This is a genomic window from Beijerinckia mobilis, assembly GCF_000745425.1.
GTDB lineage: Bacteria > Pseudomonadota > Alphaproteobacteria > Rhizobiales > Beijerinckiaceae > Beijerinckia > Beijerinckia mobilis.
This window is the reverse complement of the sequence record NZ_JQJH01000005.1, coordinates 26,184-38,673: the sequence shown is the minus strand read 5'-3', so window position 1 is coordinate 38,673 and position 12,490 is coordinate 26,184. Positions and strand designations below refer to the sequence as shown.

Genomic DNA, 12,490 nt, shown 5'->3' with positions numbered 1-12,490 from the left:
AATGAAATGGTTCAAGATGATGAAAAAAACTTCCGTTCTTTCTTTTTCCGATTTCGGCTTGGCGACGGCGGGTATATTTTCGGCAACATTTTCGCTACTTTTCGCCGCTACTATGATAATCAAAGATAACGAACAAGCTATCAACGGAGACGTTGAGCACCCCTCGATATTCACACATTATTTCCATTTTGGTGTCAACGAACCATTATCCCTAAAGGACCAGTCAGCCATCGATTTCCAGACAACCGGGATTATTGGCACGTCCAAACAAAGTAACCACGGCAGCCCGATAAGCCTTAACGGCGATATTACCTTGATCGATACGCCTGAGCGTCCCTATGAGGTCCAAGTAACCAATAACGGACAGCCCTTTGTGACCAATGGCGGCAATAAGATTTTTGTAAAGGCGGGCATGGATGTTCCCGGGCAAGGACGGGTTTTGCTTGCAGAGAAGCGTGCGGGTCGCTGGATTGTCGTGACGACGAAAGGCGTTCTACTTGAAGCCGCTCCGCATACATAGACGTTGAAGAAGACGTTCCAAATTTCAGCGATGAGGATCACCTGCAACATAGGAAACCTGCTGTCACCAGAAAGTCGTCTCAACGGCGCGACCTCCACAGCATGATCGCTAATGGACATCAACAACAAAATATGGATAGTCATTTTCTGGAAAACATCATTGTAATCTTTCATAATAAGATGACGTTGAGTTTCGCATAAATTGCAAATCCATAACTCGGATAGGGTGGAGCCGCTCCAGCCTCAAGCGATTACAATCGCGGCACGAACTGAAGCCCACGTACTGACGGAAATCGCTAACCTGCTTGCAGCACATCTCGGCGAGGATCCGCCGACGATCGCGCAGGATCGTGGCAGAGCGTGACGGAGCCCCAAATTTTGAAGCAACCCGAAACGTCTTGCCTCGAGCCAGCATCCTGGCCGGGGGAATAATCATAGGCGATAGCCGCATCATTTTCGGGAAGCATAAATCTCACCTGTCTTTTCGCCCTTTCCTCTCGCAATCTCATCTCTTGCGCAGAGGTGGATAGGTAGCTTATAAGACTCTTAGCATGCCGATCCGACACCCCTGGAGGCGTGGCGTGCTTTCCAACTTCTGCACAAATCGGCGACAGTTATCGTCGTGTCGATCGGAAGTTTCTTCAGATCTCTAATAAGGATTAATACTATGGCCGAGCGCAAAACACTCGCGGCCACGGTTCGCGCGGGGACAGGCAAGGGGGCCGCTCGTAGCATGCGCCGTGAAGGTCGCATTCCAGGTGTCATCTACGGTGGCGGTGATGCCGCCGAGCCGATCACCCTCGATTTCCGTGAATTGAACAAGCTGATTTATGCGGGACATTTCCTGACGACGCTATTCGATATCGAGATCGATGGCACGAAGCAGCGCGTCGTTCCGCGCGATTATCAGCTTGATCCGGTTATGGGTCAGCCACTCCACGTCGATTTTCTGCGTCTGAAGCCCGGTGCCACCTTGAAGGTCCAGGTACCCGTTCACTTTCTTAATGGTGATATCTGCCCTGGCGTCAAAAAGGGCGGTACTTTGAATATCGTCCGTCATGCCATCGAGATGAAAGTTCCGGCAGATGCGATCCCAGAAGCACTCACCGCTGACCTAAAAAGCCTGGAAATCGCAGAATCCCTTCATGTTTCGGCAATTCCCTTGCCGGAAGGCTGCTCCCTTATCGAAACCGGCAAGGATTTCACGATTGTCACAATCGTTCCGCCTGTAGTGATTGCCGAGGAAGCCCCTGCCGCAGACGCCAAAGGCAAAGGCAAAGGCAAGGCGGCTGCCGCCGCCAAGAAGAAATAGTCGGTCTCGGCAGAATTTCAGCTGCCGGAGCCTTCACAACAAAGATCTTGGAACGAATGCAATTTTTGCATTCGTTCCAATGGATGGCGCCCGCTTTAGAACGACGGAAACCATAACCATTCCCGTCACCATTCCATTTCAATAGAGACGCATATCTGCCCTCGTCGATTGGCAATATCACGTATTTCATATCTTCCCGCCCCAGGAGCGATGCGCTTTAGGCGGTGTAAACACTTGAGACGATGAAGCGGCCTGCGAAAGCCTCAACTGATACTCCCGAAGGGCCAGGAAGAACGAGACCATTTGTCTTGGATTGATCTGGAGGGTGATAGCAAATATGCCAAGGGCAGAGGCAATCGTTAGCATCTGCCTCAGATAGAAGAAATGAGCGGGAATCGCTAAAGTACGGCTGTGAAGCGGTACAATCCGATCCTATCCCACACTCGATAGGGTAAGCTCGTCGGAAATGTCATCATTTCCGTTCTTCGTTTGGGCACATTCTCTGGCTTGTCTTTTGCTTTCCACGCGCTCGCGCGATTCTCGCGCGGTCCATTCTCAGCCTGCATCGCCCGGCAAGGCTCCGCGGCATGCTTCAAACGCGTAGGCCGCCATGTTTCTCTTCGTCGGTCTCGGCAACCCCGGCAAGGCCTATAGCAACAATCGACATAATATCGGTTTCATGGCTATCGACGCCCTAGCGCGAGAATTTCACGCATCCGCGTTCCGCGCGCGATTTCAAGGATTGACGAGCGAAATAACGCTCGGTGGGGAGAAAGTCATTCTCCTCAAGCCAGAAACTTATATGAATGAATCCGGACGTTCCGTCAGCGACGCCGTCCATTTCTATAAGATCAATGCGAGCCGGGTCGTCGTCTTTCACGATGAGCTCGATCTCGCCCCTGGCAAGGTCCGAGTCAAGAAGGGTGGCGGTAACGCCGGGCATAATGGATTGAAATCCATCACCCAACATATCACCAATGATTATCGGCGAGTACGCCTAGGAATCGGCCACCCGGGCGTCAAGGATATGGTCCGCAATTATGTCCTGGGCGACTTCGCCAAAAGCGAATCGGCCTGGGTCGAAACGCTCTGCCTTTCGATCGCCATCAATGCGCCACTCCTTGTCAAGGGTGAGGATGAAAGCTTTCAAAACAAGGTTTTCCATGCCATGGACGCGGCAGGTTTCGCGAAGGATGGTCTATTTTAAGGCGTTTCGGATATATCCGGAAACGCTTCTCTCAAAAACAAGAGCATTATCTGGGCCATGGAACCGCAAGGCGATTCAACCTTATCGGACAATGCCTTAAAGACTGGGGAGACATAAAAGGCCACAGCCATCTTATATAGATATCTTATATAAGATTTCGCGAGCACGGAGACATTCAGGGTCCTGGAGCTGGGAGAACTTGCCTGCTGACGCAAACGGACGTCGATGGCCATTTTGCTATTTCGGAGCCCTTTCCGTCAGAAATCCTCAATTCCGCCCAACTATCGCGATTTTCGCTTAATTGGCATCAAAGGGGGCAAGAATGAACGGTTTCGCTTCACGATGCCACGGAATGAATTTAGTGTAGCGCGCTTCGCGATTCGAAATTTCGATTTCCGTTCCGCTGAAAAGGGAGCGAATCGCACCGCAGAAAGTGGCAGCGGAACCGCACCGGGCATGACCGAGTGGAACCCACGACATCGAAATCGACGCACATTTCCGTTCAAGATCCTATTGCCAAGCCCATGCACGCAAAGCCTTCACAAGCCCTCTCCTCATTGGCTCAGGAAACCCTGGCCGATCTACGGATCGAGATCGATCGCATCGACGCCGATCTGCATGCTTTGCTGATCGCACGCGGCGAGATCATCGACCGGCTGATCGCCGTCAAGGCGCGTCAAGGTGGAGGCTCGGCCTTCCGGCCCGGCCGGGAAGCCGATATGATGCGCAAAATCGTCAGCCGCCATGAAGGGCTGTTGCCCGTGGACACGGTCGAGAGCATCTGGCGCATAATTATTTCGACCTTCACCTATGTCCAGTCACCCTATTCCGTCCACGCCGACATCAGCGGCGGCGATGCGGCCATGCGCGATTGCTGCCGTTTTCATTTCGGCTTCACCGTCCCCTATATCGTTCATCAGGGAACAGGCGGCGTGATCGAAGCCGTGGCGCAAGCCAAAGGAGATCTTGGACTTGTCAAAGTCGAGGCGAGTGCTGCAGCCGGTGCATGGTGGCGTGCACTCTGCGATCCGCAGGCGCCGAAAATCATCGCCCGCCTGCCATTCGTCGAGCGCCCTGATCACCCCGCTGGCATGCCGCTCTTCGTCATCGCGCGCCCCCTCAGCGATGCCGCTTCCCGCGAGACTTTGCTCTATTCCATCGGCATCGAGCGATGGCAAGGATGGCTACCGGAAAGCATGGCCTCAATTGGTGGCTCTATCCTCGGTAATGCCGCTGACGGGTACGGCTTATCGCTGATGGTCGCCGTTCCCGGCGATGTCACGCCCGAAAATTTGCGCCACGCCCTTCGTGAAGCAGGCGCAGGAGAGGCGCGTCTTGCCGAAATCGGCAGTCATGCAGCCCGTTTCGATCTCAAAGCCAGCCCCACCGCTGCGAGCAGGTAGGGGACTAACTTTCTGGCTCATTTTCTGGACTCTTTCGATGACCCAATCGTTTTCAGCATCTCCCGCTCCCGATATCACGCCGCTTCCGCTCTCACAGCCGATGCCGCATGCGGGTGTCCTCGCCATTGACCCCTATGTGCCTGGGAAGAGCTCGGCGCCTGGGGCGGCGAAAATACACAAACTTTCCTCGAATGAGACGCCGTTTGGCCCATCGCCCGCAGCGCAACAGGCTTTCATCGACAGCGCAAAAAAGCTTTCACTCTATCCAGACGGCACGGCGACGGCCTTGCGGAGCGCTATCGCCGCCCACCATGGACTTGATCCGGCACGCATCGTGTGCGGCGCGGGTTCGGATGAACTGCTGTCCCTGCTTGCCACGATCTATCTCGCGCCCGGCGATGAAGGTATTTTCACCGAGCATGGCTTTCTCGTCTACAAGATCGCAATTCTCGCCGCCGGCGGCACACCCGTCGTCGTCCCCGAGAAGAACCTCACCACCGATATTGATGCGATCCTTGCGGCCGTCACGCTGCGGACGAAAATCGTGTTCATTGCCAATCCGAACAATCCTACCGGCACCTATTTGCCCTTCTCCGAGGTCAAAAGGCTCGCAACCAGCCTGCCCTCCCATGTCCTGCTGGTGCTCGATGCTGCCTATGGGGAATATGTGACCCGCAATGATTATTCGGCCGGTCTCGAACTCGCCGCGACGCACGAGAATGTCATCATGACCCGGACCTTCTCCAAAATCTACGGTCTGGCCGCGCTGCGGCTTGGCTGGTGCTATGCGCCTGCCGCCGTCGCGGATGCGCTGAATCGCGTACGTGGCCCGTTCAACACCAGCGGACCGGCGATTGCGGCCGGAATTGCCGCCATCAAAGACCAAACCCATGTCGACCGGGCGATCGCCCATAACGAGGCCTGGCTCGGCAAGCTTACCGAAGCGCTCACCCAAATCGGGTTCACCGTCACGCCAAGCGTCGCAAATTTTCTTCTGGTGCATTTCCTGGACGCCGCTACGGCCCAGGAGGCCGACGCCTTCCTGACAGGACGCGGACTTATTCTGCGCTCGGTCGCGTCCTATGGCCTGCCACATTGCCTGCGTCTGAGCATTGGGCTCGACGAAGCCAATCAGCTCGTCATCGACAGCCTCAGAGAATTCGCGAACAAGGGAGCCAATCCGCGTGACTGATGGATTGGGGCCGAGGCTCGAGACGCCCCTCTTCGAGCAAGTTACATTGATCGGCATCGGGCTGATCGGATCTTCGCTGGCGCGCGTCACACAACGGAAGGGCCTTGCGACCCGCATCGTCGCCTATGACAGCGATCCGGACGTCCGCGCCCAGGTCGAGCGCCTAGGCCTCGCCGATGTCGTCGCGCCCAGTGCGGAAAAAGCGGTTCAGAATGCCGATCTCGTGCTCCTCTGCGCTCCCGTCGGCGCTATGGGAGCGATTGCCAAGACGATCGCTCCTCATCTCGCCCCGGGCACAATCGTCTCCGACGTCGGTTCGGTCAAAGCCGCCGTCATCCAGTCGGTAGCCTCGCGCCTGCCGGAGAATGTGCATTTCGTGCCGGCTCACCCCGTCGCGGGCACCGAATATTCAGGGCCCGCCGCGGGATTTGCGACGCTGTTTCTCAACCGCTGGTGCATTCTCACACCGACACCCGAGATTGATGCGCAGGCATTGGCACGGATCACCGCCTTCTGGACTGCCGCCGGCGCCAATGTCGAGATGATGAAGGCGACGCATCACGACCTGGTACTGGCGATTACCAGCCATGTGCCGCATCTCATCGCCTATAATATCGTCGGCACGGCAGCGGATCTCGAAACCGTCACACAATCGGAAGTCATAAAATTCTCGGCTGGCGGATTTCGCGATTTCACCCGCATCGCATCTTCCGATCCGACGATGTGGCGCGACATTTTTCTCAATAACAAACCAGCAGTGATCGAAATGCTCGGCCGCTTCACGGAAGATCTCATCGCGCTTCAACGCATGATCCGGCATGACGATGGTGAGGGCCTGTTCAACCTGTTTACCCGAACCCGCGCCATCCGCCGAACCATCATCGAACAGGGTCAGGAAACCGCCGCACCCGATTTCGGACGGCGGCAGCCAGAGGATACGGAATAGACTTCTGAAGGATTCGCGGCCTTGCACCCTTGCTTACCCGTAACACCAAAAAGCTGGGATCATGACATGTCATGATCCGTGGTGTTCGACTGACCGCCGCCACCCTGCGGTCGCAGGGGCCAAAAGGTGATGAGTCATGCTCATCACCTTTTGGCATTGGGCAACACAGCGTAACCACACCGTCAAATTTTCCCGACCTCAAAACGCCTCATCACCCGACAGAAGTCCGGCCTGGATCCCTTATGATCACAACGTCAGCATCAGCCCAAACGGGCACGCGCTCCGAACACATTTGATGCTTTTATAAAGCAGTGATCTTGGCTCATGCAGTCAATTGATCATGCCTTGCATTATACCCAATCTCACTGACCTCGGTCTGTTGGGATCAGTGAGGTTCAGCGGAAAGCTGCCGTCCCGCAGTCGCGGAGACAAGTCTCAATAAGTCATACTCATCGAGCCTTGGTATTAGACCATTGAACATCCAAATCCATCCAATGGCCTATTTCTTTGAAAAGGCGCCCGACTGATCTCGAACGGGCAAGCCGATTTCGTAGCCATTGCACTGAAAACACCGACCCCATCTGAACGCAATCGTTCCAAGACAAATCAACGCATTCAAAATTCTTCATAAAATCGTCTTCGCGGTTTTACCAATTATTGCAACCCTCGCTGCCGCCCGACTCATTGACCGTGGATACAGGCAGGAGACCAACAATGCGAAGATATAAAGCGATCATTTCAGCAATCATGTTTCTGGGCCTTGCCCTGCAAGCCCAGGCAGATGATTCGACATCCACGATTAAACAAAGCGGGTTTTCACCGCTCTATCTCGGTGTCGATCAGGAAACAGCGACGATCCCGTCAAATCCAACGACGACAGGTGGCCCGGCGACAATCAGCCATGCCTATATCATGCGTATCGACCTGAAAGCACCCGGCATCGCCTTCGTGACAACGGCGCATAGCGGATCGCTGGAGACGGTTTCGGAGACAACCTCCCAATTTGCGATCGACAACCGCGTGCGCGTCGCGATCAATGCAAATTTCTTTTCTCCCTGCTGCAATGCCTATCCCGAACCGAAGGACGTGATCGGCCTGCTCGTTTCGAACGGCAAGGTCGTATCACCGGCGACGACGGATCCCGTCCAGAGCGAGGCGGTGCTGGCGATCACCCGCGGCAATAATGCCGTCATCGCCCACGGCTCCGCGGTCGATGCCTCGCAGGTAGTCACCGCCGTGGCCGGATCGGCGATCCTCGTGCAGGATGGCAAGGATACCAGCGCCAGCAGCCCGAACGAGGGCGACCCCCTGAACCCCAATCCTCGCACTGTCGTCGGCTTGTCGGACCATAACAGATACCTTTACCTCGTCGTCATCGACGGTCGCGTATCCGGCTATTCGAGGGGCACGACAAATGCGCAATCCGCCGCTCTGATGCTCGCGCTCGGCTGCGACAGCGCATTGAATCTTGATGGTGGTGGCTCCACGGAAATGGTGCGCGCGGATACGCTCGGACAACCCTATATCGTCAACAATCCGAGCGGCGGCTCGGAACGTTATGACGCTGCCGCGCTTGGCGTTCATGCACTGGAACTTCCCAAGCCGCCATTTCAATAGAGGGCTTTGGCGCCCAAATTGAAGCGCTTCAAAAAATGCTCTGTATTTGAGTGGGGCGTTTCGAAAGGCCACTGAAAGACTCATGTCAGGCTCATTGATCCCAATTTCTGGGATCAATGAGAGCCGACAGGAAGCCGCCGCAGCGACAGATTCCGGTCGGAATCGTCAAAGCCTATCGCCGAGCGCCGGTATTAAACCGAAGAAAGGAAACTGCTTTCCCCGGTTTGATGCGTTTCCATCAATGGTGGGCGTGGCTCACGAGCCCGTTCATCGGGCAGGCCTTTGGTTAATCTTCAACAAGTGCGCGCGATCGAAACAACGACCAAACACAAACTCACCTGAAATCCATTCGGCCTCAACGGTCTATACCACTTTCCGTCAATGGGTGGCTGGCATGTGCTCTTCCGTATGATGGAATCGCGAGAAATCCACGCTGATCCTGCCATCTTGAGCGATCCCGATTATATCGACGAAATGGTGGTCATGGAGGATGTTATCGAACGTATAGGCCGTCCGTGCAAAAATACTTTGCGACGTCACCTCATCAATACCGGTAATGGTAATGATGATTTCCGCCTCTTCCTTGCGCAGCTCATCCAGTTTAAGACCTTTGAGTGGACTGCGTTCATCAATGACATGTGTCGCCATGGTGGTGAAGCGTAAAAGCGGGCTGTGAGCCTGGATCAAAGGCAGCGGATCGAAGCGGCGAAAGTAACGACCGCCCTCCCCCTGCACAAGCCGCGACAAGGCCATTTCCATATCCATCGAGAGAATGATGCTGCGCCGGCAATTGGCGATACGAATGCTCAACATACGAGTATCATCGACTGTGCTGACCACGGCTTTGTTGCTGAAAAGGACACGGGCGGTCGGCCGCGAAAAGCGGGCAAAGACGAGGCCCGTACCAAGTGCATTGATCATGATGGCAATGAACACTTCCACCGAGACCATGGCATTGGCGAAAGTCCCGGTCGGCGTCATTCCGCCATAGCCGACAGTCGAGAAAGTCTGAATGCTGAAGAAGAAAAAATCCTGCCAATGGCCCGGGCGCAAATTGGCAATCTCCCCCGGCACCAGCGCATAAAGCATACTGAAGCCAAGATTGATGCCGATGAAGAAAAGAATGGACCAACAGAAAAAGGCGCGCCAGGAAATCGTCAATGCGTGGTGATAGAGGTCGCTCCAGAAATGGTCCACAAGGCCGGTAACGACAACATTATTATGCGTCTGCTCTTCCAGCTTCCGATATTTGTAACTGAGAAAAGCACTGGCCTGTCTGGTGGCGTGATGGGCCATTTTATTGGCGGCGAAAATCTTGTCGCGCGCTATTTCAAATCCATTCATATCAAACATCCGGAACGGAAACAGGAACGACCTTCCAGGGAAGCATACCAACGACACCGTGAGCATCTGGGCCGTTAACTGGCACAGGATTTTGACATTTGTGATGCGAGTATCCTGAACGCGAGTCTTCGGGGGCATCGAACCAGGCAGATGCGTAAAGGCATGACCTTCGCCAACGATACGGAATGAACCGTATGAATCGACCACCTGCGGAAGTGAGGCACACAAACGGAACGTCGCGGCTATATGGCCGCACATGACGGCCGAGTTGGAGCTGTTCCCCTCCTTTGAAAGAAAAGGGAGAGGAAGCTCCAGAAAACGAGGCTTGGGCATTGCGCCCGCCTCGTCAAAGGGCATGCACATTTCCTAGCATGGCACATCCCTTCTGGAAAATATGCCGATGGACCGGGGAGGCCAAAACCTCATTCAACAGAGCGTGACGCCTTCGGTTGATCGCCCGCCCCTCCGGCCGGGCCGTGACAGGCAAAATTCGACTTGTCGGATTTTCAGGAACATGCGATTTTTTAACTATCCACCTGCCTCCTTCAATCGTCGGGCGGGCCACCATGGACAGGTCATGGATCTGACCATGCGGGTCATTGTGCACGCAGAGAATCTCCACCAAGCTTTCGAGGACCGCTGGCTTGCTCGTCTATCGCCTCATGCTTGTGGCACTTGCCGTCTCGATCCTGGCCATGCTGGCCAGCGGACGCGTGCTGGCGCATGGCGACAACCTGGGGCACAGGCCGATCCTCACACAAGCCCATAATGGTCAGATGGCCTCGCTATACTCAGGCCATTCTGTGCATCATGGGTTGAAGCAGGAAGCGGACAGGACATCCATCGGCCATCGGGACGATTCGCGACCGCTGCCTTGCGACCATGGATCTGGCGATAATCCGGTTTCCTGCTGCGCGCCGGTTCTGCTGGGACTCATCACCAGCCATGCAATAGGTTTCGCCCAGCCACCGGCGACCCTTTTCATCCATGACGCACGCTCCGACGCCTGGACGCCCGGGCTAATGCCAGCGCCCATGCGCCGACCGCCACGCAAGGCCTGACCTACGACCGGAACCCTGCATGCCGCTTCGGCATCCTTTTCCAGGGTTTCTGATTTCACCGCGTCTTCCCGTCATTTCGCAGCACGTGCCGAGCCGCACGGCCTTCCATGGCCGCTGCTCCGCGTTTTGCCCTGCCTCACGGCCTTCCATGCGTTCATTCTTGGCTTTTTCCCTCACGGGCTTACTATCCATTCTTCCCGCTCTCGGCGGCTCACTGACGCTCGGCCCTTCCGATCTCCTGGCCCCGCTCTCCCCGCAACGCGCATCGGACTGGTCGCCCCCCGCTTCGCCAACAGCCGGCTTGAGCGGTTTCAAACCGGGTGAGCCCCAGGACTGGCGCAGTTTGAACCAGAAAGTCACGCCCGGTTCCCACCATCACGGTGCCAATAAAAACACAGCGCCATCGATGACTAGCGGGGAAGACAGCCCGTGAAAACACGATCCTTACCGTTCTTGGCCTGTATCGGCACCGCTCTGGTGCTTGGCGGATGCGCCAGTTTTTCCGCTGATGCCGGCCTTTCTCCGGCTTCAGCGACAGCGAATGCAGCGATTCATCAACAGGTGACGAAAATCACTGGGGATGAGGAGGAAGAACGCGCGCGAGCGAGAGTCGCGACGCTCTTGCGCCAGCCTCTTAAGGCCGAAACTTCACTGGAAATAGCGCTTCTGCGCAACAAGGGGCTACAGGCCGCATTCAACGATCTCGGCGTATCGGAAGCGCAATTCGTCCATGAGAGCCTGCCACCATCCCCGCAATTCTCCATCTCTCGCCTTGCCGGCGAGGGGGATGTCGAAGTCGTCCGCCAGATAGCAGTGAGCCTGTTCGCCCTGGCGACGTTGCCGGCACGCACAGCGATCGCCCGAGAAAGCTATTCCGCCGCGCAATGGCGCGCTGCGGAACAAGTGCTGGCGCTCGCGGCCGATGTCCGGCGTCAATATTATGTGGCCGTCGCGGCCAATGCCCAGGCGGCCTATTTACAGCGTTCCGTTGCCTCTGCCGGTCTCTCGGCCGATCTCGCCCGCAAACTCGGCGAGGCCGGTAGCCTGAACAGGCTGGAACAAGCGCGCAGCGGCGCCTTTTTTACCGAAATGTCGGCACAACTCGCCGATGCGCGGCTACAGGCTCAGGCCGAACGTGAGCGGTTGACCCGGCTGATGGGTCTTTGGGGCAAGGAGATCGCCTTTAAATTGCCAGACGACTTGCCGCCTTTGCCGAAATCGATCGTCAGCCCGAAGGCCATCGAGGCCAAGGCTCTGACCGAGCGCGTGGACCTCAAGGCCGGCAAGTATGATCTTACAGCTCTTGCCGCCAATTATGGGCTCACCAATGCAACCCGCTTCGTCAGCGATATCACACTCGCCTACCAGGACGACAACGAATGGGCAGGCAATGTCGGCGGCGCGGTCCTCGGCACCGAATATAACAACAAGCTGATCCGCCATGGTTTCGACGTGAGCTTCACGATTCCCATCTATGATTTCGGAGAGACCGATGTCCGTAGAGCGCGTGAGGCCTATATGGCGGCAGCGCATCGTCTCGCCCAACGCGCAATCGATGTACGGTCGCAAGTGCGCGAAGCCTATCTGCGCTATCGCGGCAAATTCGACCTTGCCCGCTATTATGCAAACAACGTCCTGCCGCTGCGCAAAATCATTCTCGATGAAACCACGCTGCAGCTCAATGGTATGCTTTCCGATGCCACACAACTCATTGTGGATGGCCAGATGCGTAATGCCAATCATGTTTCCGCAATCAACACGCGGCGCGACTTCTTCCTCGCAGAGGTTGAGCTCACGACGGCCATCTATGGCGGCAATACGTATGACGCTAGCTCTCCCCGTCTTGTCGCCGCCGGGGCCGTAACAGGTAACGCCCCGGCAAACTGATA

Annotated in this window: 11 protein-coding genes; 10 read left to right on the top strand and 1 reads right to left on the bottom strand. The window is 56.0% G+C overall.

Annotated features, from left to right (window positions below; all coding sequences use genetic code 11):
• Positions 1-16: 16 nt before the first annotated feature.
• The 7 genes from DL88_RS06985 to DL88_RS06945 all read left to right on the top strand — a co-directional run bounded on the left by DL88_RS06985 (position 17) and on the right by DL88_RS06945 (position 8,196).
• A complete protein-coding gene (locus DL88_RS06985; RefSeq protein WP_034993973.1) occupies positions 17-520 on the top strand; it encodes a hypothetical protein in 504 nt (167 codons plus the stop codon).
• Positions 521-1,186: 666 nt separating this feature from the next.
• Positions 1,187-1,831, top strand: a complete 645-nt coding sequence (locus DL88_RS06980) for a 50S ribosomal protein L25/general stress protein Ctc (protein WP_034993970.1) — start codon at positions 1,187-1,189, stop codon at positions 1,829-1,831.
• 610 nt (positions 1,832-2,441) lie between these two features.
• A complete protein-coding gene (gene pth / locus DL88_RS06975) occupies positions 2,442-3,038 on the top strand; it encodes an aminoacyl-tRNA hydrolase (RefSeq protein ID WP_034993967.1) in 597 nt (198 codons plus the stop codon).
• A 524-nt stretch (positions 3,039-3,562) separates the two neighbouring features.
• Complete coding sequence (locus DL88_RS06960) at positions 3,563-4,441, top strand: chorismate mutase (RefSeq protein WP_051955691.1); 879 nt, start codon at positions 3,563-3,565, stop codon at positions 4,439-4,441.
• Positions 4,442-4,478: 37 nt separating this feature from the next.
• Positions 4,479-5,633 (top strand): histidinol-phosphate transaminase, encoded by a 1,155-nt coding sequence (hisC, locus tag DL88_RS06955; RefSeq protein ID WP_051955690.1) that lies wholly within the window; start codon positions 4,479-4,481, stop codon positions 5,631-5,633.
• The gene (locus DL88_RS06950; protein ID WP_034993954.1) at positions 5,626-6,579 is read left to right on the top strand and encodes a prephenate/arogenate dehydrogenase family protein; all 954 of its coding nucleotides are present in this window, start codon (positions 5,626-5,628) and stop codon (positions 6,577-6,579) included. Before hisC ends, DL88_RS06950 begins: the two co-directional genes overlap by 8 nt.
• Before the next feature lie 714 nt (positions 6,580-7,293).
• On the top strand, positions 7,294-8,196 hold the full coding sequence (locus DL88_RS06945; RefSeq protein ID WP_034993951.1) for a phosphodiester glycosidase family protein: 903 nt from the start codon (positions 7,294-7,296) through the stop codon (positions 8,194-8,196).
• Positions 8,197-8,574: 378 nt separating this feature from the next.
• Here DL88_RS06945 and DL88_RS06940 read toward each other — a convergent pair whose 3' ends face one another.
• On the bottom strand, positions 8,575-9,540 hold the full coding sequence (locus DL88_RS06940; RefSeq protein ID WP_034994248.1) for an ion channel: 966 nt from the start codon (positions 9,538-9,540) through the stop codon (positions 8,575-8,577).
• Between the two features lie 644 nt (positions 9,541-10,184).
• Between DL88_RS06940 and DL88_RS06935 the strand changes: the two genes are divergently transcribed.
• From DL88_RS06935 to DL88_RS06925, 3 genes are all read left to right on the top strand, one after another.
• Positions 10,185-10,601, top strand: a complete 417-nt coding sequence (locus tag DL88_RS06935) for a hypothetical protein (RefSeq protein ID WP_034993948.1) — start codon at positions 10,185-10,187, stop codon at positions 10,599-10,601.
• A 160-nt stretch (positions 10,602-10,761) separates the two neighbouring features.
• Positions 10,762-11,034, top strand: coding sequence for a hypothetical protein (locus DL88_RS06930; RefSeq protein ID WP_156970975.1), 273 nt, complete (start codon positions 10,762-10,764; stop codon positions 11,032-11,034).
• Entirely contained in the window at positions 11,031-12,488 is a 1,458-nt protein-coding gene (locus tag DL88_RS06925; RefSeq protein ID WP_051955689.1) for a TolC family protein, read from the top strand. The genes DL88_RS06930 and DL88_RS06925 overlap by 4 nt, the downstream gene beginning before the upstream one ends.
• Positions 12,489-12,490 lie beyond the last annotated feature (2 nt).